The following is a 26,096-nucleotide window of genomic DNA, read 5'->3' as shown; positions in this document are numbered from 1 at the left end:
AAAGTAATAGTTTAACTTGTATAGATGGGAGGAATTATCCTTGCTAATAAAAAACTTTTTTACGAAAAAGAAAAAATATGCCTCCATTCCAAGTGAAAAGGCAAAACAAGAAATTCCACAGGGGTTAATGCTAAAATGTGAGGGTTGTCAGAAAATATTTTATATAAGAGAATGGTCGAAGCATTTAAATGTTTGCCCGGAATGTGGTTATCATCATAAATTACCTGCTCACGATCGTATTGATAGTTTAATGGACGAGGGAACATTTGAAGAATGGGATCAGCATATGACTTCAAAAAATCCATTGAACTTCCCTAATTATGAAGAAAAACTTCTTAAGGATAAAGAAAAAACGGAACTGGCAGAAGCGGTTGTTACCGGGAAAGGTAAAATCAATGGTAACGAAACAGCGATTGCTGTAATGGATGCTCAATTCCGTATGGGTAGTATGGGGTCTGTAGTAGGTGATAAAATAGCAAAAGCAATTGAACGAGCAAGAGAGTTGCAAATTCCAATTATTATTTTTACTGCATCAGGTGGGGCGAGAATGCAGGAAGGAATGCTTAGCTTAATGCAAATGGCGAAAACTTCAATTGCTGTTGAACGTTTTAATCGATCAGGCGGATGCATGATTGTAGTGATGACCAATCCAACAACAGGCGGGGTTTCTGCTAGTTTTGCATCTATTGGTGATTATCATTTCGCTGAGCCTGGCGCATTGATAGGTTTCGCAGGAAGAAGAATTATTGAACAAACAATAAGAGAAAAGCTTCCAAAAGATTTTCAAACCGCTGAATTTCAGCTTGAACATGGTCAGATTGATAAAGTAATACCTAGGAGCGAATTGAAACAGAGTTTATCTGTAGTGTTAAATCTTCATCAGGTTGGAGGGGGTCAAGCTTGAAGCAAGTATTAGAGTTTGAAAAACCGATTGTAGAACTAAGAGAAAAAATAAATGAATTAAAAAATCTAACAAAAGACAGCGAAATGGATCTTTCTGATGAAATAAAAACATTAGAAAAAAGATTAGAAAAGTTAGAGTTTGGTATATACAGTAATTTAAGTCCATGGGAGAAAGTGCAAATTGCACGACATGCAGATAGACCAACAACATTAGAGTATATAGAGATGATTTTTACTGACTTTGTTGAATTACATGGTGATCGTCTATATGGTGATGATCCATCAATTGTGACTGGTATAGCTAAGTTCTGTAATATACCTGTAACGATCATTGGGCATCAAAGAGGAAAAAATACGAAAGATAATATTTATCGAAATTTTGGTAGTCCTCATCCAGAAGGCTATCGAAAGGCATTAAGACAGATGAAGTTAGCAGCTAAATTTAACCGTCCAATTATTACTTTTATTGATACAAAAGGAGCACATCCAGGCAAAGCTGCAGAAGAAAGAGGACAAAGTGAAGCAATTGCCAGGAATTTAATGGAAATGGGTTCTTTACAAGTACCGATCATTTCTGTTGTCATTGGAGAAGGTGGTAGTGGTGGCGCGTTAGCAATTGGTGTAGCAGATAAACTTCACATGTTAGAAAACGCTACGTATTCTGTTATTTCCCCTGAGGGAGCGGCAAGTATACTTTGGAAGGATTCAAAATTTGCATCAAAAGCAGCTGAATCACTAAAGATTACTGCATCCGATTTAAAGGAACTAGGCATTATTGATCAAATAATACCTGAACCTAAAGGTGGAGCACATAAAGATATACAATATCAAGCAGAGCAAATTGCACAGTATATTAAAGATACATTAATGGAACTTAAAGAAATAAATCGAGATGAATTAATTGAACAAAGATGGGAAAAATACAAAAAAATTGGGTTTTATGAATAACTCCTTATTAATATGATTGTTGTACTTTAATAACATACTGGGATTATTTTTAAATAGTTTTTGAATAATTGATGAAAATGTTATAGAAAAAGCAACAATTTGTCGTATTTAAGGGTGAGATTATTGTCTCTTTCATGTATAATCATAGATGAAATCAATCCTTTTTTTATTTTGTAAATTAACATTTGTTTAAGTATTCTTTTAACTGAGGTGATAAGGATGAAGAAGATTGGGATTTTAACTAGTGGAGGTGACGCTCCAGGAATGAATGCCGCTATTCGTGCTGTCGTGCGAAAAGCGATTTTTCATGATATGGAGGTTTACGGAATCTATAATGGATACCAAGGTTTAATGGAAGGTAACATTAAACAATTAGAGATTGGTTCTGTAGGTGACATCATACAACGTGGGGGAACGATTTTATATTCCGCACGATCTGAAGAATTCAAAACAGAAGCCGGTCAAGAAAAAGCAATTGAGCAATTGAACAAATTTGGTATTGAAGGTTTAATTGTCATTGGAGGGGATGGTTCTTTTCAGGGTGCTGTGAAGTTAACTCAAAAAGGATATCCTTGTATTGGTGTGCCCGGAACAATTGACAATGATATCACAGGAACTGATTTCACAATTGGATTTGACACAGCGTTAAATACAATTATTGATGCGATTGATAAGATTCGTGATACAGCGACTTCGCATGAACGTACATATGTGATTGAGGTGATGGGTAGAGATGCTGGAGACCTAGCACTATGGGCAGGTTTAGCTGATGGAGCAGAAAGTATTCTTATCCCAGAGAAGCCGCATGATTTTAACATGGTCATTGATCGATTAAAAAAAGGTCAAGAACGAGGAAAGAAACACAGTATTATTGTCCTTGCTGAAGGTGTTGGCAAAGGAATGGATCTTGGTAGTAAGATTCAAGAAGCAACAGATATGGAGACAAGAGTTACCGTCTTAGGACATATACAGCGTGGAGGTCGACCTACTGGATTTGATCGCGTGCTTGCAAGTCGATTAGGTGCAAAAGCAGTTGATTTACTCCTAGAAGGGAAAGCAGGGCGCATGGTAGGTATTGAGAATAATCAATTAGTTGATCATGATATTACACATGTTCTTACGAGTAAGCATGAAGTAGATATGGACATGGTGAATTTAGCGAACCAATTATCTATCTAATTCATAACATTATAAGTTTTAATAGGTTGACTATCTTAAGGAGGAAATTTCACAATGAGAAGAACAAAAATTGTATGTACGATTGGACCAGCTTCAGAATCAATAGAGAAATTAGTTCAATTAATCGAAGCTGGAATGAACGTAGCGAGACTTAACTTTTCACATGGAGACTTTGATGAGCATGGTCAAAGAATAAAAAATATTCGTGAAGCATCAAAGAAAACGGGTAAGACTGTAGCAATTCTTTTAGATACTAAGGGTCCTGAAATTAGAACTGGCGTAATGAAAGATGGGCAAGTTGAAGTTGTTAAAGGAAATAACATTAACATTTCAATGGACGATACAGTGCTTGGAACGACAGAAAAGTTCGCAGTTACTTATCCAGAATTAATCAATGATGTACACCCAGGTTCAAAAATTTTACTTGATGATGGCTTAATTGAGTTGGAAGTGCAAGAAATCCTTACTGATAAAAAAGAACTTAAAACAATTGCATTAAACTCAGGAACTTTAAAAAATAAAAAAGGTGTTAACGTTCCTAATGTAAGTGTTAACTTACCTGGAATCACAGAAAAAGATGCGGCTGATATTAAATTTGGTATTGAGCAAGGTGTAGATTTCATTGCTGCTTCTTTTGTACGTCGTGCTTCTGATGTACTAGAAATTAGAGAATTACTTGATGAGAATAATGGTTCTGCTATTAATATTATACCTAAGATTGAGAACCAAGAAGGTGTAGATAACCTAGATGCAATCCTTCAAGTAAGTGATGGCTTAATGGTTGCTCGTGGTGATTTAGGTGTTGAAATTCCACCAGAAGATGTACCATTGGTTCAAAAAGAAATGATTCAAAAATGTAACATTGCAGGTAAACCGGTTATTACTGCAACGCAAATGCTAGACTCCATGCAGCGTAATCCAAGACCAACAAGAGCAGAAGCTTCTGATGTGGCCAATGCTATTTTTGACGGTACAGATGCAATCATGTTATCGGGTGAAACAGCAGCTGGAGATTACCCTGTAGAAGCGGTTCAAACAATGAGCAATATCGCTACAAAGGCTGAAACAGGTATTAATCACAAAACAATATTAGATAATCTTTCGAAGCATAGTGACATTACTATCACAGATGCAATCAGTCAATCAGTTAATCACTCTGCAATGAATTTAAATGTTGATGCAATCTTAACACCGACAGTAAGTGGTCATACTGCTCGTATGATTTCTAAATATCGACCAGAAGCACCGATTGTTGCGTTAACATTTGATGAGAAGGTTAGTCGTCGTCTTGCACTTGTATGGGGTGTTCAATCTATTGATGGACAGTTAGCATATTCTACAGATGACGTGCTAGATCATGCGATCCAAAGAGGTTTATCAACTGGTCATTTCAAACGTGGTGATCGTGTCATTATTACAGCTGGTGTTCCAGTTGGAGAAAGTGGTACAACTAACCTAATGAAAATACATGTGATTGGTGATGTATTAACAGATGGACAAGGTGTAGGAAAAGGTAGTTGTTTTGGTAAAGTCGCTTTAGTTAAGAATGCAGAAGAAGCGAACAATAAAGTAGCAAAAGGTGACATTTTAGTAACATATGGTACAGATAAAGATATGATGCCTGCTTTAGAAAAAGCTAGTGGAATTATCACAGAAGAAGGCGGATTAACATCTCATGCTGCCTTAGTCGGTTTAGATCTAGGTATTCCTGTCATTGTAGGTGTTAAAAAAGCAATGAACGTATTAGAAGATGGATCAGAAATTACCATTGATGCTAAAAAAGGTGATATCTACGAAGGACATGCTAGTATCCTTTAAGTATAAAAGTTACAAAAAATAATTTATTTTAACTATTAGATCTTTTAATTGGAGTTGTCATTAAGACAACTCCTTTTAACAATCTTCTTAAAAAGGGAGGAAGAAAAATGTTTCGTTGGTTATTTCTACTTATTCTTATCGTACCAGCCTTGGAAATTGGTATTTTTGTCTGGGCAGGTAATTTGATCGGTGCATGGTGGGTAATCTTTTTCATTTTATTAACTGGCGTGCTTGGAGCTTACCTAGCAAAACGAGAGGGATTACAGACGTTACGCCTTGCCCAACTAGAAATGAATCAAGGTCGTCTCCCGGCTGAACAAATATTTGATGGTGTTTGTATTTTAATTGGTGCCGTTGTGCTCTTAACTCCAGGATTTATAACAGATGCACTTGGTTTTTTCTTATTACTACCTGTGACAAGAGTACCATTAAAGCGAATGCTGCAGAATCTTTTAAAAAAATTATTAAGCAATGGGACAATTACAATTTTTAGAAGATAATGTACTTTATAAATGTCCGTGCTTCACATATTTCCATATAAAAGTTATTAAACCTGATTGATGAAATACTTGAAACGACATGATTAATAAAGGTGCGATTAGTATTCCGATCACCCCAAAGAACCTATATGAAATAAATGTTATGAGTAAGATCAATAAAGGATTTACACCAATATGTGTAGCCATTAACTTAGGTTCTATTAATTGTCTCTGTATAATTACTATGCCATATAGTGTTGCTAACGGAATGGTTTGGGAATATTCTCCGGTTAAAAATAAATAACCAATCCATGGTATGAAAAACAAACCAGTACCTAAATAAGGGATGAAATCTACTAAACCGATAAGCAGTGCCAATGTTAAAGCAAAATCCACTCGAATCACGATCAATCCTAGATAAATGATTACTGTAGAAATGCAAGTTAAGATCAACTGCGCTTTAAAATATCCTATGAACGTTTGTTTTCCTGCTACTCTAATTGATGAGAATACCTCTTTTAAAAATAAAGGTGTGTATGTTTGCTGCCACGCAAGTAGCTTGTACCATTCTTTGCATATAAAAAAAGTTCCAAGTAGTATAAACATGCAAATGGACAAAAAAGCTGGTATTGCTTGTAATCCTGTTATTAAATTATTTAATAATGTCTCAAGTAACTTGATGCTTGTTTGTGTTATTTGCTCCATTGATTGTTGTAACTGTTGTGCTATTACTTGCTGCTGTGATTGCTCTAATGCATCAAATTGATTTGCTAATCTGGTGTAGAAAGGCATCAGGTGGTTGTCCAACAGTAGTTGAAAGAATTTGGATAACGTATGAATCTGCTCTGGTATATGTTTAGATAAATATTTAAAAGCTTGAATCGATTCTATGGTACTAAACGTAATTAAAAATAATAGGAGTAAAAAAACAGCAAAAATGCTTAAAAAGCAAGCGAATCCATGTGTTACTGGTAATGTTTTTTTAAGAAATTTTATCGGTTTTCTTAACAACAGAGCTAGTAAAAATGCAATTAAAAATGGATATAGGTAAATGACCGAGATATATACAGCGAAAAATAACAAACCGCAAATCCCAATCACTTGTATGAATCGTAATAATTGAAGAACAGTATGTCGTGAATACATAATAATCGCTCCAAATATAGTATCTATCATAAAGATATTTTCCATTTGGACAAAATATGTGATAATATAAAAATTAATCGCCGTTTTGATGATAGCTTGGAGGCGTATGCATGTTTAATCAATCAACATTATTTTTATTAATTTTATTTGTTTTAGGTTTTATAGGTAAGAACCAATCGATCATGATAGCTGTCTACGTTTTGTTAGGCATTCAATTGTTTAAAATGGATGAAAAATTATTTCCTTACATACAGGACAAAGGGATGTTGTGGGGAGTAACGATTATTACGATTGCTGTTTTAGTACCTATAGCCAATGGTGATATTGGATTTAGTGATCTTTTATCAAGTGTTAAATCATATTATGGCTGGATTGCATTAGCTGCTGGAATGTTTGTAGCTATTGTGGCTAGAGGTGGACTAGATTTGCTGGCAAATGATCCACATTTAACTACAGCGTTAGTAATGGGAACAATTTTAGCAGTCGTTTTTTTCCAAGGTGTTGCAGTAGGGCCATTAATTGGTGCAGGGATTGCGTACATGGTTATGCGTATGGTTGATTTCTTTATCCCTTAAACAGTACATGAAAACAAATTAATAGATGGTTATGGTGATACTTCCTGCAATTTTCTTGGTAGAAGTGTTAAACCTAGATAAAAATACTCTTTTAAATAGGTCGAATATTCAAAAAACATAAAGTCGCACGAACAGAAATTCGGAATGTGACAGAGAAGGAGAGGAACGCGATGTCAACTACTAAGGGACTAGAGGGTATTATTGCGACAGAATCATCAATTAGCTCAATTATTGATGATCAATTATCTTATGTTGGTTATCAAATTGATGATTTGGTCAAGTATTCTAGTTTTGAAGAAGTGGTTTATCTATTGTGGCATAAAAAGCTTCCGACACAAGTCGAATTAGAGAAGTTCAAGCATGCAATTATAGCAAATATGGAAATTCCTAATGAAATGATACAACATTTACATACGTATGATTATGCTAATGTACATCCTATGGCTGCCCTACGTTCAGCGATTTCTATGCTTGGCTTGCATGATGACGAAGTAGAAAATATGGACCATGATGCAAATATTCGTAAGGCAATTCGATTACAAGCAAGAATTTCAACTATTATTGCTGCATTTGCTAGAATTAGAGAAGGTAAAGTTCCAATTGCTCCACGAAAAGATTTAAATTATGCATCCAATTTTCTATATATGCTTCGGGGGTCAGAAGCGAATGAATTAGAGGTAGAAGCTTTTAATAAAGCTTTAATTCTCCATGCTGATCATGAATTAAATGCTTCTACATTTACAGCGCGTGTCTGTGTAGCGACATTAAGCGATCTGTATTCGGGTGTAACTGCCGCAATTGGAGCCTTGAAAGGTCCACTTCATGGTGGTGCGAATGAGCAAGTAATGCGAATGTTATCAGAAATCGGTGAGGTAGACCGTGCCATTCCTTATATTAAGGAAAAATTAAATAATAAAGAAAAAATTATGGGGATGGGACATCGCGTTTATCGAACTGGTGATCCTCGTGCAAAGTATTTAAAGGAAATGTCGAAACAACTTACGAACCAGACAGGTCAATCTAAGTGGTATGAGATGTCGGTTGAAATCGAGTCTTATATAAAAGAGAAAAAAGGATTACCAGCGAATGTTGATTTTTATTCCGCATCTGTCTATCATTGTCTTGAAATTCCTCATGATTTATTCACACCAATCTTTGCAATGAGTCGTACTTCTGGGTGGCTAGCTCATATTTTAGAACAGTATGACAATAATCGTTTAATTCGTCCACGTGCAGAATATGTTGGTCCAGTTGCTCAATCATTTATTCCTTTGGAAGAACGTCAATAGACGATAGTATACAAGTATTAATATATTTAAGGGGGACATAAACATGACTAAAGGTGAAAAAATTACAGTAACAAATGGTGTCGTTCAAACACCAGATAACGCAATTATTCCTTTTATTGAAGGAGACGGAACAGGCCCTGACATTTGGGCTGCTGCGAGTAAAGTAATCGAAGCTGCAGTAGAAAAGGCTTATAATGGAACAAAATCTATTGTATGGAAAGAAGTTTATGCTGGTCAAAAGGCTTTTGATAAAACTGGTGAATGGTTACCTGAAGAAACATTGGATGCAATTAGAGAATACAAAATTGCTATAAAAGGTCCTTTAACTACACCAATTGGCGGTGGAATTCGTTCTTTAAATGTGGCGCTTCGTCAGCAATTGGATTTGTTCACTTGTTTACGTCCAGTTCGTTACTTTGACGGTGTTCCTTCTCCTGTAAAACGTCCAGAAGATACAGATATGGTTATTTTCCGTGAAAATACGGAAGATATTTATGCTGGAATCGAATGGCAAAAAGGTTCAGATGAAGTGAAAAAGGTTATTGACTTTTTACAAAACGAAATGGGTGTAACAAACATACGATTCCCTGAAACATCTGGAATTGGTGTAAAGCCTGTATCAGAAGAAGGGACAAGCCGTCTTGTTCGTGCAGCTATTGACTATGCGATTAAAGAAGGTAGAAAGAGTGTTACATTGGTTCACAAAGGTAACATTATGAAATTCACTGAAGGAGCGTTTAAGAATTGGGGCTATGCTTTAGCTGAAGCTGAATATGGTGACAAAGTATTCACATGGGCTGAATATGATCAAATTGTTGAAAAAGAAGGACGAGAAGCTGCAGATAAAGCACAAGCTGCTGCTGAGGCTGCTGGTAAGATTATCGTTAAAGATGCCATTGCAGATATTTTCTTGCAACAAATCTTAACACGTCCAAAAGAATTTGATGTCGTTGCGACCATGAACCTAAATGGTGATTATATCTCGGATGCACTTGCTGCACAAGTTGGTGGAATCGGTATTGCACCTGGAGCGAATATTAATTACGAAACAGGGCATGCAATTTTTGAAGCGACACATGGTACTGCACCAAAATATGCTGGATTAGATAAAGTAAATCCATCTTCTGTCATTCTTTCAGGTGTACTAATGCTTGAACATTTGGGTTGGAGAGAAGCTGCTGAACTAATTACAAAATCAATGGACAAGACGATTGGTTCAAAAGTAGTGACTTATGACTTTGCTCGTATGATGGAAAATGCAACAGAAGTAAAAACTTCAGGGTTTGGACAAGCATTAATTGATAACATGGATTAATATCAAACTGTTACATGGGAGAAACTAACCTATGTAACAGTTTTTTAATTTAAACAATATAAATGCAATGTAAAGTTTGTAAAGATTTTTTTACATTAATATTAGGTACTTTATTTGTTAACTGTATTCACTTTATCTTTGCTTCATTGTATGATGAAGAGAAAGCTAGTTGAAAAGAAAAGGGTGGCGAGTAGATGAACCAAAAAGTATTAATCGTAGATGATGAGGATTCGATCGTAACTTTACTACAGTATAATATTGAAAAGGCAGGATTTCAGACAGATGTTGCATACACTGGAAAAACAGGATTAGAAAAGGCGATGACAGATGAGTTTGATATCATCTTACTTGATTTAATGCTTCCGGAATTAGATGGTACAGAAGTTTGCAAAAAGCTAAGACAAAAACAAATTGATACACCAATTTTAATGTTAACGGCAAAAGATGATGAATTTGATAAAGTGTTGGGACTTGAGCTAGGAGCAGATGACTATTTAACAAAACCATTCAGCCCAAAAGAAGTCGTCGCTCGTATTAAAGCAATCTTACGTCGCACAAATAAGGAAGAAAAAGACAACCAAACACAAGTAATAAAAATAGCAGACCTCACCATTCATCCTGAACAGTATGAGGCAATTATCTTTGATGATTTGCTGACATTTACTCGTAAGGAATTTGAGTTACTGTTATACTTAGCAAAAAATAAAGGTAAGGTATTATCACGTGATCAATTGTTAAGTGCAGTATGGAATTATGATTTTGTAGGAGATACAAGAATTGTTGATGTACATATCAGTCATTTAAGGGATAAGATTGAGCCTGATACGAAGAACCCTATTTACATAAAAACCATCCGCGGATTAGGATATAAAATGGAGGAGCCATCTTGATGAAACAGTCTACACCAAAACTGTTTATAAGTTATGCTGTTATTGTTGGACTTGTTTTGTTTGCCATCGGTTTTATTATTGCACCATTGGTCATGAATAATGAAAAATGGATTGTTCTGTTAACATTGTTCGGTGGATTTATTATTTTTCTTATTATGTTATATCAAATTATTGATCGTTATATTAAACCAATCCATTCCGCAGCAACAGTTGCAGAACAACTTGGAGAAGGGAATTACCATGTTCGAGCTTATGAATCTTACTATGGTGATGTAGGTAAATTAGGTAATGCGCTAAATGTGCTCGCGCGAAATCTTCAAGAAATGACAGTTCAAGAGAAGATTCAAGGAAATCAATTGCGAACAGTGATCAATAATATGGAAAGTGCAGTTATGCTTATTGATGAACGGGGATATGTCCATTTGGTGAATAGAAAGTTTCTTCAGCTTTTTTCCAAATCTAAGAATGATTACGTTGGTTTTTTATATTATAATGTCTTAGAACAAAAGCCAATTCACAGGGTTGTTCAAGAAGCTTTTTTATATGAAAAAAAAGTGAAAAATGCGTTTACCATTCAAACGGATGTCGAGAAGAGATACATTGAAATTGTTGGTGCACCAATTTTCAATGAGTTTAAAGCGCTAAAAGGAGCCGTTTTAGTATTTCATGATATTACTGATCTTAAACGACTAGAGCAAACGCGGAAAGACTTTGTGGCAAACGTATCACATGAATTGAAGACTCCAATTACTTCAATTAAAGGATTTGCAGAAACGTTATTAGATGATGATACGAATGATATCCTAATTCAGGACAAGTTCCTAAAGATTATATACAAAGAAAGTGACAGGTTACAAGCATTAGTTCATGATTTATTAGAGCTATCAAAATTAGAAAAAGATGAAATGCAATTAAATTATCGTCAAATACAATTAACAGAAAATATTAATCAAGAAATTATCCCTATGGTTCAACATCAAGCTAAAAAGAAGATTGTTGAATTTAACTATCATCTTGATGATAATTTGCAAATTGAAGCAGATTTAGATCGATTAAAGCAAGTATTTATTAATTTATTAAATAACGGCGTTAATTATACACCTCAAGGTGGTAAAGTTGACCTTGAAGTAAGTGCAGTAAACGATAAAATTATAATTATTGTACGAGATACAGGGATAGGTATTCCAGAAGATGAAATAAGCCGTATTTTTGAGCGGTTTTACCGTGTAGACAGAGACAGAAGCCGTAACACCGGTGGTACTGGATTAGGTCTTGCCATTGTGAAACATATCGTTGAAGCACATAAAGGGAAAATACAAGTGAAAAGCAAACTTGATTGCGGAACAACGGTTACTATCGAATTACCTAAATCAAAAGCAGTGAAATAAATCAAAATAGTTTTTTTGTTGACTACATTCACAACAAATTGCTACCTCACCTATACGATGTTTTTCATCAAGGGTGAGGTTTTTTCTATTTTTCGCTAAACATGATAGAATAATAAAGACTGTTCAATTGTATACATATGACCAATTTGGAAGGGGTTTAATATAATGAGTAATAAATTAGTCTTGATTGATGGAAATAGCATTCTTTATCGTGCATTCTTTGCTTTACCACTTTTAAATAATGATAAAGGTGTTTATACAAACGCAGTATACGGCTTTACAACAATGTTATTAAAAATTCTTGAAGATGAAAAACCAACACATATGCTTGTCGCGTTTGATGCAGGTAAAACCACTTTCAGACATGAAACATATAAGGATTATAAGGGTGGTAGACAAAAAACTCCATCAGAATTAGCCGAACAATTCCCGCTTGTAAAACAATTGTTAGATGCTAGTTCAATTAAACATTATGACCTTGAGAATTATGAAGCAGATGATATTATCGGTACATTAGCTAAAATAGGTGAGGCGAATGATTTTGATGTTCGTGTGATCTCAGGAGATAAAGATTTGCTGCAGCTTGTTTCTGATAAGACTCAAGTACAGTTAACTAAAAAAGGTCTTAGTGATATAGATGCCTATACACCAACATTTATGATGGAAAAAATGGAAGTATCTCCAGATCAGATTATTGATATGAAAGCATTAATGGGTGACAGTTCGGATAATATTCCTGGCGTTCCAGGAATTGGTCAAAAAACGGCAGTGAAGTTATTGAAACAGTTTTCTACATTAGAAAATGTATTTGACAATGTTGATAAAGTTAGTGGAAAGAAGTTGAAAGAAAAATTAGAAAACCATCAAGAAGATGCACTAATGAGTAAACAATTAGTAACAATAGAATGCAATTCACCAATTGAAATTAAATTAGAAGAAACATCATATACGGGCTATAACTCGGAAGAATTAAGTAAATTTTTTAAAGACTTAGGTTTTCAGTCCTTATTAACTAAAATTTCTGGGGCAACAAGTGAAGAGGATCAATCACCGACACAATTGGATGATATAGAAGTTGAAATAATCGATCAAATCTCTGATGATTTGTTCGATGGAACAGTAGCATTGACAGTGGAAATACTAGCGGATAATTATCATTTAGCACCGATTGAGGGTTTCGGTATTACAAATCAAAATAAATCCTATTTCATACCTAAAGATGTTGCGTTAAACTCTGCCACTTTTAAAAAATGGGCTGAAGATGCTTTACAAAAAAAATGGGTCTTTGACGCAAAGAAGGTAACAGTTGCACTACAGCGTGAATCAATAGCTATTAAAGGAATTACGTTTGACTTATTATTAGCTTCCTATTTGATCAATCCTTCTGAAAATCACCATGATATTCCAGCAATAAGTAATCGAAGAGGATATAATTTAGCATTGTATGATGAAGAGGTATATGGAAAAGGTGCAAAGCAAAAGATTCCGAACCAAGAGCAATTGGCAGACCATATCGGAAGAAAAACGTCAATGCTGTTTACCTTAAAAGCTGAAATAGAAAAAGAATTAGAGAAAAATCAGCAATTGGAGCTATTGTATGAATTAGAGCTCCCGTTAGCACTGATTTTAGGAAGAATGGAAGCTTTAGGTGTTTCTATTGATCAATCACAATTAGAAACAATGAAAGAAGAATTAAAAATACGTTTAGATAAAATTGAACAAGAAGTGTATGAACTAGCAGGAGAAACATTTAATTTAAATTCGCCAAAACAATTAGGTCCAATTCTATTTGAAAAATTAGAACTACCAGTAATTAAAAAAACAAAAACAGGCTATTCTACTTCTGCAGATGTTTTAGAACAATTACAAGATAAGCATCCAATAATTCCGAAGCTGTTATTGTATCGTCAACTAGGTAAACTGCAATCTACTTATATTGAGGGCTTATTAAAAGTTATTCATGAAGATGGTAAAATTCATACACGTTTTAATCAAGCCTTAACACAAACAGGTCGTTTAAGCTCAACCGATCCAAACATGCAAAATATACCGATTCGTTTAGAAGAAGGAAAGAAAATTAGAAAAGCATTTATTCCATCAAAGGATAAGTGGGTTATTTTTGCTGCTGACTATTCTCAAATTGAACTACGCGTGTTAGCAGACATTGCACAAGATGAAAAATTAGTACAAGCATTTAGAGACGATATGGATATTCATACGCGAACAGCAATGGATGTCTTTCATGTTACTGCTGATCAAGTGGATGATAATATGCGACGACAAGCCAAAGCAGTAAACTTTGGTATTGTTTATGGTATTAGTGATTATGGCCTTTCCCAAAACCTTGGCATCACAAGAAAAGAAGCAAAAGCATTTATTGATCGATACTTTGAAAGCTATCCCGGTGTAAAAACATATATGGATGATACCGTTCGAGAAGCGAAGCAAAATGGTTTTGTTACGACAATCATGCACCGTAGACGTTATCTTCCAGATATAACAAGCCGTAATTTTAATATGCGTAGCTTTGCAGAACGGACAGCAATGAATACACCAATTCAGGGAAGTGCAGCAGACATTATTAAAAAAGCAATGATTGATTTGGAGCATGCATTAGAAGAAAAAGGGCTTCAAGCACGTATGCTATTGCAAGTACATGATGAATTAATTCTTGAAGCACCAGAAGACGAAATTGAAACATTAAAACAATTAGTACCAAAAGTAATGGAAGAAACAGTATCGCTATCTGTTCCTCTGAAAGTTGATTATGCTTATGGAACAACATGGTTTGATGCGAAATAAGAAAGAGGATTTCATATGCCAGAATTACCAGAAGTAGAAACAATTAGAAAAACATTAAAAGAGCTAGTAGTCGGTGAAACGATTCAAGCGGTTACCGTGACTTGGCCTAAAATTATTAAACACCCAGATGATTCACAACGATTCACTGAGTTAATCAAAGGTGAAAGCATTAAAGACATACATCGTAAAGGTAAATTTTTATTATTTGAATTATCCAATTACACATTGGTTTCCCACTTACGAATGGAAGGGAAGTATGGTGTGTTTGAGCGCCATGAAACATCAGATAAACATGTTCACGTCGTATTTGATTTTGAAAGTGGAAAACAATTGCGTTACCAAGATGTTCGCAAATTTGGAACAATGCATTTGTTTTCTAAAGAAGAAGCGGAGAAGCAGAAGCCGTTGAGTTTATTAGGACCTGATCCATTTGAAGAAGCATATTCGGTGGAACAGATTATTCCTGTCATTCAAAAAAGTGATCGTGTCATAAAGAATATCCTGTTAGATCAGCAAATAGTTGCGGGGTTAGGGAATATATATGTTGACGAAACGTTATATAGAGCGCAGGTTCATCCATTACGCAAAGGAAGCACGCTTACTGTCTTGGAGTTAAAAACAATTCTTGATCAAGCAAAGCAAACTTTACAGGAAGCGGTTGAGCAAGGTGGAACAACCATACGTTCCTATATAAATAGTCAAGGTCAGATAGGAATGTTTCAACAACAATTATTTGCTTATGGACAAGAGAATAAGCCTTGTAAGCGTTGTGGTCATCCAATTAGTAAAATGAAGGTCTCTAATCGAGGGACACATGTTTGTGAGGTTTGCCAACCACTACCTAGCAGCTAATCATTCATAAATATTCAAATGCACGCCCAAATACTCCTTCCATATACTATTCATATAGTATAGTTGCAAAGTCAGGAAGGGGTATTTTTATGACACCAATACTAACGATAGTATTGCTTACTTTCGCGGTAAGTTTAGATAGCTTTTCTGTTGCATTAACTTATGGCTTACGTGATGTATTGATTTCTATTCGATCGATTATTATAATAGGTATAATTTCAGCGATTGTGTTTTTTATTGCTATGCTTATAGGTAATGCGATTACAATTTTAATAACTCCGGTTGCCTCAAATGTAATTGGGGGGCTATTATTAATTTGTATTGGTATTTGGGTGTTACTATCTGTATTTAAATCAAATGACTCGAAAGCGAGCAAGACAGCAATTGAATGGAAGATTGAGATAAAATCACTTGGCCTTGTCATTCAAATTTTAAAAAAACCATTGTTAGCTGATATGGACCGATCAGGTAATATTTCAGGAATGGAAGTTATCCTATTAGGTATCGCACTGTCATTAGATTCTTTTGCAGCTGGCATTGGCTCTGCATTGGTCGGTTTGCCAATTATACTTTCAGCAATAAGTATTGGTGTGGCAACAAGTACCTTTCTCTATCTAGGGTTACAAACAGGAAAGAAACTCTCGAATAGCAAGGCTTTTGCACGTTTAAGTATGCTACCAGGAATTCTTTTAATTTTAATTGGAATTATAAAGATGGTATAAGTGTTTAGAAAGGATGGACAAATGTAATGTCGACAATTATCGGGCTAACAGGAGGAATCGCTACAGGTAAAAGTACTGTTTCTAATCTTTTTAAGGCGAGTCGTATACCAGTAATTGATGCGGATCAAATAGCGAAGCAAGTAGTCGAGCCGGGAGAAGAAGCCTATCATCAAATCATCAATACTTTTGGATCTTCAGTTATACAAGAAGATGGTCAGTTAAATCGTCGAAAACTTGGAAATATCGTTTTTTCAAATGAAAAGAAGCGACAACTTTTAAACAATATTGTTCATCCTCAAGTAAAGAATGTTATGTTAAACAAACGAGATCGGTTGATAAAAGAAAATCATCCATTGATTGTATTGGACATCCCTTTATTATTTGAAAGTCAGTTAGAAGATTTAGTCGATATGATTGTTGTTGTTTATTCACGTCCAGAGACTCAGCTCGCTCGATTAATGAAAAGGAATAAATTAACGAAAGAAGAGGCGACAGATCGTATTCAATCACAAATATCTATTACACAGAAAGCAGAGAAAGCAGATGTTATTCTAGATAATAATGGCTCTATTGATGAATTGGAACAACAATTTACAGCTTTTATGAATACATTGGTATAGTTACACATAAATATATTTTTAGTGGTCATATTAAAAAACAAGTGGATGAATGCTATATTTACAAATTATTTGGTAAATATTAAAGCAGGAGATCCATTTTATTTTTACAAAATATCTTGCCAAAAATTTAAAAACCATATATACTTTTTTTGCACATGTAGTGAAACCATTTAGCTACTTGTAAAGGTTCTGTGAAGCAGTGTTAAAGTGGTTGCTTAAAGGGTTAGGATCTCTTTGGACTAACTTCCCCCCGTGGCAACTATTCATATTTATTTGAAACGAAATAAAGTGTAAGGGGGAGATTTAAGTTGGATACAATGGGAAGACATGTTATTGCTGAAATGTGGGATTGTAACATAGATACACTGAATGATATGGGACAAATTGAGCGAATTTTTGTTAATGCAGCTTTAAAAGCAGGAGCGGAGATTCGTGAAGTAGCCTTTCATAAATTTGCACCTCAAGGTGTTAGTGGTGTTGTGATTATATCAGAATCTCATTTAACGATTCACAGTTTTCCAGAGCATGGTTATGCAAGTATTGACGTTTATACATGTGGTGATATTATTGATCCAAACGTTGCTTGTGATTACATTTCTGAAGCGCTGGAATCAAAAAAATGTGAAAGAGCAGAAGTACCTCGAGGTATGGGGCCAATTTCTGTTCCGAAACATCGTGCTCTTTAATATAAATTAATAAGACAGAAAGCTCCTTTTCAAGAGTGTTGCAGAAAAAGGAGCTTTTGTTATAGAATGAAAATATCTTTAAACCCTATTAGAATGCAGTGTGAAAAATAAATCACTGTGATATCGTTTTCTTACAGGAAACATGTTACACTTATATTAGTTATATATAATGATAGAGGTGTAGAACATGGGATTAAGAGAATCATTTGAGAAATTTTTTAATAATCATTCAGAAACAAATGAAAATCACTGGGACAAGCAGCTTCAAACACATTATTTCAAAACTACAAAAGATAAAGCTTTTCAAACGATTGAAGCATACTTTCGCAACAAAACTGGTTGTGATATTATAGCAACATCTAAAGAACATGGAGAAATTAGTGTCAATTTCAAAGGGAAAAGAAAAGCATTCATTATTGTGACTGTTATTATGGTTAAACCGTTTCAAACTGCAGTCGATTTTTCTGTTACAACAGAATCAGCTGTTCCATTTGATTTGGGCTACAGTCATAAGCTAATCCCTAAGTTATATAATGAATTTAAAAAAGAACTACCATATATCGAGAGCGTTAAATAATTTTAAGTAATATAGAATAGGATGGGTTATCATGCGTTGTCCAAATTGTAATGATAAGCATACAAGAGTATTGGATTCTAGACCAATAGAAGAAGGGCATTCCATACGTAGAAGAAGGGAATGTGAAGCGTGTGAATTTCGTTTTACAACCTTCGAACGAACAGAAGAGATTCCGCTTATTGTTGTTAAAAAAGAGGGAATAAGAGAAGCCTTCAGCAGAGAGAAATTAATACGTGGACTGATCAAGGCATGTGAAAAAAGACCCGTTGCTTTAGAACAATTAGAAGAGCTGGCATTAGATGTAGAAAAAGAGTTGCGTAATAATGGCGTATCTGAGATAGCGAGTAAAGAAGTTGGCGAATTAGTGATGAAAAGATTATCTTCTATAGATGAAGTAGCCTATGTACGATTTGCTTCCGTATACCGTCAATTCAAGGATATTAGCGTCTTTTTAGATGAATTAAAAGATATTATAAATAATGCAGATGATAAGTCATAAGCCAATGGAGCCGGGTTGGCTCTTTTTTCTTTGCTACTCAAAGTCTTAAGGGGGGACAGTTATGGAGCATATCGGTAAACTATTACCTAGCCATGGTTATAATATTCATTCAAATGATGTATTCACACATATGCATATACAATCACTTATGCAACTGTATCAGCCATTAATAGGAAACCAAGCTACTTCGTTATTCATGACTTTTTTAAGTCAATACTTAACTACCCCTAATTCAAAACAACCATACACACATCACACATTGATGCAGTTTGTTGATTTAACATTGCCACAAATATATCAAGCAAGAACACGGCTTGAGGCAATTGGATTATTAGAGACATATCAGTTAGACAATGAAAACGAAACGGTTTTTATATACCAATTAATTATGCCATGTACGCCGGCACAATTTTTCTCAGATGGTATGCTTTCGCAAATGCTGTCACATCAAATTGGTATAGAAAAATATAATTTGCTATACCAGCAATTTGAGCTGGATAAAGATCAAGATAGGCAAGCTGGAAACAATATTACGGCATCGTTTGATCAAGTTTTTCATGAAAATCCAATAGTAGATAATGGTTTAGTTCAACCAATTAATACAGAGAGCAATCAAGGTCCAAATGTTGATCGTTCATCTATTTCTACTAATGACTTATCACAAGCTTTAGTGGAACGCATGCTACCGGTTGAGAAAATTTTAACTGCAAATAACATAAAATTAATCAATCAAATGGCTGCACTCTATCAATTGACCACTTTGGATATAGAAAAAGCGTTAATCTGGGCTCTATCAGATGAACATCTTCTCAATCAGAAAGAATTTAAAGCGGCATGTTTAGAGTTGTATCAACAATTTACTCCAGTCAATGATAAACCATTAAAAGTAGTCAATCAAAGAGAGAAAGTACAACCCAAATCAGAAAAGCCGATGAGTAAACAAGATCAATTCGCGCGTATGCTGGAAGAAATTTCACCGAGAGAGTTGTTAGAAGATTTATCGAATGGAAATCAACCATCGAAACAAGATCTGAAAATGGTTGCTGATGTTATGTCGCAACAAGGTCTTACACCAGGTGTGATGAATGTTCTGATTCATTATGTCATGTTAAAAACAGATATGAAATTAACTAAATCTTATTTAGAAAAGATAGCAAGTCATTGGGCTAGAAAAAACGTAAAAACGGTCAGACAAGCGATGACATTAGCTAAATCGGAACATAATAAATATCAACAATGGTCTACTAATAAAAAGCCGTATTATCAAAAATCGGTTAAAAAGGAAATTGTGCCAGACTGGTTTAAGAAACAAAAGCAAGAACAGCAAGAAGAAACGAAACAAGAACAGTCAGCCTCAGATGATAGTTCAGATGTTAGTGAGTTGTTGCGTAATTATAACAAAAAGAAATATCACTCATAGTGGAGGTGGTTAAATGGAACCGATTCAGAAATCATTAAAAAAATGGATGAGAGAAAATCAAACGTTTCAAACCGTCTATGGAGAAATGAAGAAAGAAATTTTAACGGATCCAGATATTATAGAAATCCTAGAGAACCATCCATCATTAACAAAAGAGTCCATTGATCGCCAATTAATGAAGTTATATGAATACCACTCTCAGAATAAGAACTGTGATAATTGTGCCAAAGGTGGCTGTGCGAATAACGTTCTGCCAGGTTACAAACCGCGAATTGAAATAAACGATCAAGAAATTCATATCTATTATGAGAAATGTAAATATACCATCTTACAAGAAAAACAACAGCAACGTGCAAAATTAATTAAAAGTTTGCATATGCCTAAAGATGTGTTACAAGCATCCATGCGTGACTTGGACGATCAAGACCCGAAAAGACATGACGCTATTCGTAAAGTGATTGAATATGTTAATGCATTAGATGATGGTAAAGCACCTGAAAAGGGATTCTATTTTTATGGTCCCTTTGGTGTTGGAAAGACGTATTTCTTAGGAGCAATCGCAAACGAATTAGCTGACAACCATATTCAATGTATGTTAATTTACATGCCTGAGTTTGTTCGTGAGATGAAAGCTTCTCTTGGAAATGATTCCTTGCAAGAAAAAATCGAACAATTTAAAACGATTCCTGTATTGATGATCGATGATATTGGTGCAGAGTCAATTTCAGCATGGTTTAGAGATGAAATTCTTGGTTCTATTCTTCAATATCGAATGATGGAGCGCTTGCCTGTTTTCTTTAGCTCAAACTATAGCCTATCCCAATTAGAAAAACATTTAGCGATTACATCAAAAGGGGATGTGGAAGAATTAAAGGCAGGCCGTATTATTGAGCGTATGAAACAATTAAGTGAGCAAGTACCACTTTTTTCAGAGAACAGAAGAAGATAAATAGAATAATGCATGATACGCAGAAGTTGTCCGTTAAGGGCAACTTTTTTATTTTTCAAAACAGCCGATAATTATTCATCTTTTCGTTACTTGTCCCATATAATATAACAGTTTGATTGGGATAGGGTGATGTGAATGATACAACTATTAATGAGTAATGAAGTAGATAGGATGTACTTTTATCGAAAGCTGGCAAGAGAGCGATTCATTTGTGAAGTAGGCGAAGGAGAAGGGGGGATTATTACTATTACTTCTGAGAAAGAAAGTAGTTTGCGTGTGAAGCTTGCAAGATTACTTATGGAGATGTGGATTATTCATTCAAGAAAAAATACCATCGTAGAAATGATAAAAAAACATTATTATTTTGAAAAAGAACACGATATTAATACAATATTAGAGTTGATTTTTGAGCGAGCGTTGTTGTGGGATGGGACGATAAATGAATTGGAATTTCAAGAAAAAAAGAAATTATTGCATATTATTTTATTAGAAATGGATGATAACACTCCACTAGATTATCAAGCGTGTATTAGTCGTTATGATGATTTATTTCATGAAATAATGATAAGTGAGATAGGCTATGCGATTGATGAATGGAAACAAGAGGAACGCTATCAGCATTTTATTCAGTCGGTTCGAGATTATATCACAAATCAGCCAGTCAAATCAGATGTGCTACATATTGTACAAGGGAAACAATTTACTTTTTATCGAGAAGATGGGTATACCTATTCAAATGAAGCACTAAAAGAAAAAATATCAGAAGAACCTTTATATATTGTTGGATTAGATGAGAACGAGTTAAATCTAACACCAATATTAGCACTTGCGCCATATCGCATTTATATTTATGGTCATGATCCTAGTGAAGCAAAAACGACAGCAGTTCGTAACATTTTTCAAGAACGAGTGACATATAAACGTCTACAATCATTTCCTTTTGCACACGTAGAGTGATGGGGACTTGATTTTTTATCTAAATCATTCTATAATACAAAACATATTCATAAGTAATGAAAAAAGTTTTGATGAGGACAAGATGATTGTATGACGTTCTTAGAGAGGGGAGCAAATGCTGGAAGCTTCCTGTCCGCTCTGCATAACATTACCACCTCTGAACTCTGTTTTTGAATAAATTAGTAAGAAACAGCGTATACCTGCGTTAAAGGCTGAATGAAGCTAAATCACAAAATGATTTAGAAATTAAGGGTGGAACCACGAGTCAACGCTCGTCCCTTTGCTATTGGAGCAGAGGGATGGGCGTTTTTTTATATGCAATCCTTTTCTCTGCTAGTGCATGTACGATTTATTTGATAAGAGGAGCTGAACAAAGATGGAAGAACAAATTATGATTACATTTCCAGATGGGGCAAAAAAAGAATTTGCCAAAGGAACAACTGGAGAAGATATCGCGCAATTTATTTCTCCTGGATTAAAGAAACAAGCATTAGCTATAACGCTAGATGGTGAGTATTTTGACTTACGCACTGCTCTACCACATGATGGGGAAATCGCTATTATTACAAACAAGCAAGCGGAAGGTCTTGAAATTATGCGCCATTCAACAGCACATGTAATGGCTCAAGCGATTAAGCGTTTATATGGTGAAGATGTGAAATTAGGTGTTGGACCAACGATTGAAGATGGCTTTTATTATGATATTGATATGGATCAAACAATTACACCTGAAGACTTGCCTAGAATTGAAAAAGAGATGCAGCGTATTGTTGATGAGAACCTTGAAATTGTACGTGAGGATGTCTCGCGTGAAGAAGCAATTCGTCGCTTTGAGGAAATTGGAGATAATTTAAAACTAGAATTAATTGATGCGATTCCTGAAGGAGAACAAGTTTCTATTTACAAACAAGGTGAATTCTTTGATTTATGTCGAGGTATACATGTTCCATCGACTAGTAAAATTAAAGTATTTAAATTGTTAAGTATTTCTGGCGCATACTGGCGTGGAGATAGCAAAAATAAAATGCTGCAGCGTGTGTATGGAACAGTCTTTGTGAAAAAGGCAGACTTAGATGAATACCTACGCTTACGCGAAGAAGCAAAAGAAAGAGATCATCGCAAATTAGGAAAAGAATTAGAACTATTTACAGTGTCACAGAAGGTTGGACAAGGATTACCGTTGTGGTTGCCTAAAGGTGCAACAATTCGCCGTACAATCGAAAGATATATTGTAGATTTAGAAGAAAGATTAGGTTATGATCATGTTTATACTCCTGTGTTAGGTAGTGTAGAATTATATAAAACAAGTGGACATTGGGATCATTATAAAGATGATAACTTCCCAATTTTAGAAATGGATAATGAAGATCTAATGTTGCGTCCAATGAACTGTCCACATCACATGATGGTTTATAAAAATCAACTATATAGCTACCGTCATCTACCGGTACGTATTGCTGAATTAGGCATGATGCACCGTCACGAAATGTCTGGGGCACTAGCTGGCTTACAGCGTGTAAGAGCAATGACACTAAATGATGCACACATTTTTGCGCGTCCAGATCAATTAAAAGAAGAGTTTATCCGTGTGGTTGAATTGATTCAACACGTGTACAAAGATTTTGGAATTGAAGATTACCATTTCCGTCTTTCTTATCGTGATCCGGCTGATACAGAAAAATATATTGACAATGATGAAATGTGGGATAAAGCACAATCATTGTTAAAAGAAACAATGGAAGATATGAAGCTTGACTATGTAGAAGCTGAAGGAGAAGCGGCTTTCTATGGTCCGAAATTGGACGTGCAAGTAAAAACAGCCTTAGGTAAAGATGAGACTTTATCTACGGTTCAATTAGATTTCCACTTGCCAGAGCAATTTGATTTAACTTACATTGGTGAAGATGGAAAAGAACATCGTCCAGTTGTCATTCATCGCGGGGTAGTATCAACAATGGAACGCTTTGTTGCTTTCTTAATTGAAGAATATAAAGGTGCATTCCCAACGTGGTTAGCACCAATTCAAGCAAGGATCATTCCAGTATCACTAGATGCCCATTCATCATATGCAAAAGAAGTAGAGGATGCGCTTCGTCTTGCTGGCGTTCGTGTAGAGCTCGATCAACGTGACGAGAAGCTAGGCTATAAGATACGAGAAGCACAAACACAAAAGATTCCATATGCGCTCGTTGTCGGTGATAAAGAAATGGAAGATCAAGCAGTAAATGTCCGTCGCTATGGAGAAAAAGATTCAGAAACAATTGAACTAGCTGAATTCATAAAAAATATCACAACTGAAATACAACAAAGAGTACTAAAGTAATGATAAGCGAGGAGGCATCTTTTGTGGTGCCTTCTCTAACTTTTTTAAGAAGTTGTTGACATGATTGTTTAGCCATGCTATTATAATAAAAGTGTAATTGAATATGATCTGAAGAAAAGTAGAGGCACCCGCTTCTCGCCTGATTGACACATATATATGTAGTTGACAGGTTATCTTTAAGAGTATTAACTTGGAGACGTGTGGGTGCAATATGTACCGACACTTTTTTTAATGGAATCAACAATGAAATGTGTCAGAGAGACCATTAAATCGGTCTGATTGCTGTTATATATTTAGATAATAGTATAAGATCATAGCTCATCACGCTTTTAAAAATTCACGGAGGTGGCTGATTATTAGCAAAGATATGAATGTCAATGAGAAAATTAGAGCACGCGAGGTTCGTCTCATTGATTCAAATGGCGATCAACTTGGTGTTAAATCACGTCAGGAAGCATTGGATATTGCGCAAACAAGAAATCTTGATTTAGTTCTAGTTGCACCAAATGCAAAACCACCGGTATGCCGTATCATGGATTATGGTAAATACCGTTTTGAGCAACAAAAGAAAGAAAAAGAAGCGCGTAAGAATCAAAAAGTGATTAATCTCAAAGAAGTTCGATTAAGCCCTGGTATTGAAGAACATGATTTTAATACCAAATTGCGTAATGCTAGAAAATTTCTTGACAAAGGTGATAAAGTAAAAGTTTCGATCCGTTTCCGCGGACGTGCGATTACTCACAAAGAATTAGGCCAAAAAGTATTAGAACGTATGGCTGAAGAATGTAAAGATCTTTCTACAGTAGAACAAAAGCCTAAAATGGAAGGTCGTAGCATGTTTCTAATGCTTGGACCAATCAAAGAAAAATAAATATTTGTTTATGTTTTAAAAGGAGGAACTACTCATGCCAAAAATGAAAACTCATAAAGGCTCACAAAAACGTTTCAAAAAGACAGGTACTGGAAAGCTTAAACGCTCTCACGCATATACAAGTCACTTGTTCGCTAACAAGTCACAAAAACAAAAGCGTAAACTTCGCAAGAGTGCAGTAGTATCTGCTGGTGACTACAAACGTATTAAGCAAATGCTACACAACTAATAATTATTAAACTAACTGATTTTGTTTAGATATATAGGAGGGAATTACTATGGCACGTGTTAAAGGTGGAACAGTTACACGTAAGCGTCGTAAACGTATATTAAAGCTTGCAAAGGGATATTATGGTTCAAAACATTCGCTGTTTAAAACAGCAAAACAACAAGTATGGAAATCAGGTCAGTATGCATACCGTGACCGCAGACAGAAAAAACGTGACTTCCGTAAATTATGGATCGCACGTATTAACGCTGCAGCACGTTTGAATGATCTTTCATATAGCCGTTTAATGCACGGTTTGAAATTAGCGGGTATTGAAGTGAACCGTAAAATGCTTTCTGATTTAGCTATTAATGACGAAAAAGCATTTGCGCAATTAGCTGAAAAAGCTAAAGCAGCTTTAAAATAAGCGATTATAACAAGAACTACTATTTTGTACTGCACCCCAAAAGTTAGAGTGAAAATCTAACTTTTGGGGTGTATTTTTATGGCTAAATATAGTGAACAATTTAAATTAATGCTAGTAAAAGAATATCAAGATGGAAAATTGGGTTATGATATATTAGCAAGGAAGCACGGTATGAAAAGCAGTTCACCATTAAAAAGATGGGTAAAGGTATTTGAGAAATTTGGAGTGGAGGGATTAATGAGGAAAAAACATA

The 26,096-nt window shown here is 35.0% G+C and carries 26 protein-coding genes and 2 other annotated features; of the genes, 25 read left to right on the top strand and 1 reads right to left on the bottom strand.

Features of this window, described 5'->3' with window-relative positions; genetic code table 11:
* The first annotated feature begins 40 nt into the window (after nucleotides 1-40).
* The 5 genes from accD to HP569_RS10165 all read left to right on the top strand — a co-directional run bounded on the left by accD (nucleotide 41) and on the right by HP569_RS10165 (nucleotide 5,348).
* Nucleotides 41-904 (top strand): acetyl-CoA carboxylase, carboxyltransferase subunit beta, encoded by an 864-nt coding sequence (gene accD / locus HP569_RS10185; protein WP_182201071.1) that lies wholly within the window; start codon nucleotides 41-43, stop codon nucleotides 902-904.
* Nucleotides 901-1,851 (top strand): acetyl-CoA carboxylase carboxyl transferase subunit alpha, encoded by a 951-nt coding sequence (accA, locus tag HP569_RS10180; protein ID WP_182201070.1) that lies wholly within the window; start codon nucleotides 901-903, stop codon nucleotides 1,849-1,851. Before accD ends, accA begins: the two co-directional genes overlap by 4 nt.
* 219 nt (nucleotides 1,852-2,070) lie before the next feature.
* A complete protein-coding gene (gene pfkA, locus HP569_RS10175; RefSeq protein WP_182201069.1) occupies nucleotides 2,071-3,030 on the top strand; it encodes a 6-phosphofructokinase in 960 nt (319 codons plus the stop codon).
* Nucleotides 3,031-3,084: 54 nt separating this feature from the next.
* Nucleotides 3,085-4,848: a pyruvate kinase gene (gene pyk, locus HP569_RS10170; protein WP_182201068.1), complete on the top strand. Its 1,764-nt coding sequence runs from the start codon at nucleotides 3,085-3,087 to the stop codon at nucleotides 4,846-4,848.
* A 107-nt stretch (nucleotides 4,849-4,955) separates the two neighbouring features.
* Nucleotides 4,956-5,348 (top strand): FxsA family protein, encoded by a 393-nt coding sequence (locus tag HP569_RS10165; protein ID WP_182201067.1) that lies wholly within the window; start codon nucleotides 4,956-4,958, stop codon nucleotides 5,346-5,348.
* Nucleotides 5,349-5,354: 6 nt separating this feature from the next.
* Here HP569_RS10165 and ytvI read toward each other — a convergent pair whose 3' ends face one another.
* Entirely contained in the window at nucleotides 5,355-6,518 is a 1,164-nt protein-coding gene (gene ytvI / locus HP569_RS10160; RefSeq protein ID WP_182201066.1) for a sporulation integral membrane protein YtvI, read from the bottom strand.
* Between the two features lie 65 nt (nucleotides 6,519-6,583).
* Between ytvI and HP569_RS10155 the strand changes: the two genes are divergently transcribed.
* The 20 genes from HP569_RS10155 to HP569_RS14615 form a co-directional block, all read left to right on the top strand.
* Nucleotides 6,584-7,048, top strand: coding sequence for a DUF441 domain-containing protein (locus HP569_RS10155; protein WP_182201065.1), 465 nt, complete (start codon nucleotides 6,584-6,586; stop codon nucleotides 7,046-7,048).
* Nucleotides 7,049-7,218: 170 nt separating this feature from the next.
* On the top strand, nucleotides 7,219-8,337 hold the full coding sequence (gene citZ, locus HP569_RS10150) for a citrate synthase (RefSeq protein WP_182201064.1): 1,119 nt from the start codon (nucleotides 7,219-7,221) through the stop codon (nucleotides 8,335-8,337).
* Between the two features lie 43 nt (nucleotides 8,338-8,380).
* A complete protein-coding gene (icd, locus tag HP569_RS10145) occupies nucleotides 8,381-9,652 on the top strand; it encodes an NADP-dependent isocitrate dehydrogenase (protein ID WP_182201063.1) in 1,272 nt (423 codons plus the stop codon).
* A 194-nt stretch (nucleotides 9,653-9,846) separates the two neighbouring features.
* Nucleotides 9,847-10,542, top strand: a complete 696-nt coding sequence (locus HP569_RS10140; protein WP_182201062.1) for a response regulator transcription factor — start codon at nucleotides 9,847-9,849, stop codon at nucleotides 10,540-10,542.
* The gene (gene pnpS, locus HP569_RS10135) at nucleotides 10,542-11,930 is read left to right on the top strand and encodes a two-component system histidine kinase PnpS (protein WP_182201061.1); all 1,389 of its coding nucleotides are present in this window, start codon (nucleotides 10,542-10,544) and stop codon (nucleotides 11,928-11,930) included. Before HP569_RS10140 ends, pnpS begins: the two co-directional genes overlap by 1 nt.
* A gap of 165 nt (nucleotides 11,931-12,095) precedes the next feature.
* Nucleotides 12,096-14,732 (top strand): DNA polymerase I, encoded by a 2,637-nt coding sequence (gene polA, locus HP569_RS10130; protein WP_182201060.1) that lies wholly within the window; start codon nucleotides 12,096-12,098, stop codon nucleotides 14,730-14,732.
* Nucleotides 14,733-14,747: 15 nt separating this feature from the next.
* Nucleotides 14,748-15,584 carry a DNA-formamidopyrimidine glycosylase gene (gene mutM / locus HP569_RS10125; protein WP_182201059.1) on the top strand — a complete coding sequence of 279 codons (837 nt, stop codon included), beginning with the start codon at nucleotides 14,748-14,750 and terminating at the stop codon, nucleotides 15,582-15,584.
* 89 nt (nucleotides 15,585-15,673) lie between these two features.
* Nucleotides 15,674-16,306: a sporulation membrane protein YtaF gene (ytaF, locus tag HP569_RS10120; RefSeq protein WP_182201058.1), complete on the top strand. Its 633-nt coding sequence runs from the start codon at nucleotides 15,674-15,676 to the stop codon at nucleotides 16,304-16,306.
* Between the two features lie 26 nt (nucleotides 16,307-16,332).
* Entirely contained in the window at nucleotides 16,333-16,926 is a 594-nt protein-coding gene (coaE, locus tag HP569_RS10115) for a dephospho-CoA kinase (RefSeq protein ID WP_182201057.1), read from the top strand.
* 308 nt (nucleotides 16,927-17,234) lie between these two features.
* Nucleotides 17,235-17,612, top strand: a complete 378-nt coding sequence (gene speD, locus HP569_RS10110; RefSeq protein WP_281366453.1) for an adenosylmethionine decarboxylase — start codon at nucleotides 17,235-17,237, stop codon at nucleotides 17,610-17,612.
* A 187-nt stretch (nucleotides 17,613-17,799) separates the two neighbouring features.
* On the top strand, nucleotides 17,800-18,189 hold the full coding sequence (locus tag HP569_RS10105) for a cytosolic protein (protein WP_182201056.1): 390 nt from the start codon (nucleotides 17,800-17,802) through the stop codon (nucleotides 18,187-18,189).
* Between the two features lie 31 nt (nucleotides 18,190-18,220).
* A complete protein-coding gene (gene nrdR, locus HP569_RS10100) occupies nucleotides 18,221-18,688 on the top strand; it encodes a transcriptional regulator NrdR (protein WP_182201055.1) in 468 nt (155 codons plus the stop codon).
* 61 nt (nucleotides 18,689-18,749) lie between these two features.
* Entirely contained in the window at nucleotides 18,750-20,108 is a 1,359-nt protein-coding gene (locus HP569_RS10095; protein ID WP_182201054.1) for a replication initiation and membrane attachment family protein, read from the top strand.
* 13 nt (nucleotides 20,109-20,121) lie between these two features.
* Complete coding sequence (dnaI, locus tag HP569_RS10090; protein WP_182201053.1) at nucleotides 20,122-21,057, top strand: primosomal protein DnaI; 936 nt, start codon at nucleotides 20,122-20,124, stop codon at nucleotides 21,055-21,057.
* Nucleotides 21,058-21,192: 135 nt separating this feature from the next.
* Entirely contained in the window at nucleotides 21,193-22,014 is an 822-nt protein-coding gene (ytxC, locus tag HP569_RS10085) for a sporulation protein YtxC (RefSeq protein ID WP_182201052.1), read from the top strand.
* A gap of 59 nt (nucleotides 22,015-22,073) precedes the next feature.
* Nucleotides 22,074-22,297: a binding site (T-box leader), on the top strand.
* A gap of 93 nt (nucleotides 22,298-22,390) precedes the next feature.
* Nucleotides 22,391-24,337 carry a threonine--tRNA ligase gene (gene thrS, locus HP569_RS10080; protein WP_182201051.1) on the top strand — a complete coding sequence of 649 codons (1,947 nt, stop codon included), beginning with the start codon at nucleotides 22,391-22,393 and terminating at the stop codon, nucleotides 24,335-24,337.
* Nucleotides 24,338-24,447: 110 nt separating this feature from the next.
* Nucleotides 24,448-24,572 (top strand) — a sequence feature (ribosomal protein L20 leader region).
* Nucleotides 24,573-24,704: 132 nt separating this feature from the next.
* Nucleotides 24,705-25,208, top strand: a complete 504-nt coding sequence (gene infC, locus HP569_RS10075) for a translation initiation factor IF-3 (RefSeq protein WP_182201050.1) — start codon at nucleotides 24,705-24,707, stop codon at nucleotides 25,206-25,208.
* A gap of 34 nt (nucleotides 25,209-25,242) precedes the next feature.
* Complete coding sequence (gene rpmI, locus HP569_RS10070; RefSeq protein ID WP_182201049.1) at nucleotides 25,243-25,437, top strand: 50S ribosomal protein L35; 195 nt, start codon at nucleotides 25,243-25,245, stop codon at nucleotides 25,435-25,437.
* Between the two features lie 49 nt (nucleotides 25,438-25,486).
* Nucleotides 25,487-25,843, top strand: coding sequence for a 50S ribosomal protein L20 (gene rplT, locus HP569_RS10065; RefSeq protein ID WP_182201048.1), 357 nt, complete (start codon nucleotides 25,487-25,489; stop codon nucleotides 25,841-25,843).
* Between the two features lie 78 nt (nucleotides 25,844-25,921).
* The coding region (locus HP569_RS14615) for a transposase (RefSeq protein ID WP_182199881.1) at nucleotides 25,922-26,096 on the top strand (175 nt) is incomplete at its 3' end.

The sequence above is a fragment of the Paraliobacillus salinarum genome (assembly GCF_014083865.1).
Lineage (GTDB): Bacteria > Bacillota > Bacilli > Bacillales > Amphibacillaceae > Paraliobacillus > Paraliobacillus salinarum.
The sequence above is the reverse complement of the archived record's forward strand: the minus strand, read 5'-3'. Positions and strand labels throughout refer to the sequence as shown.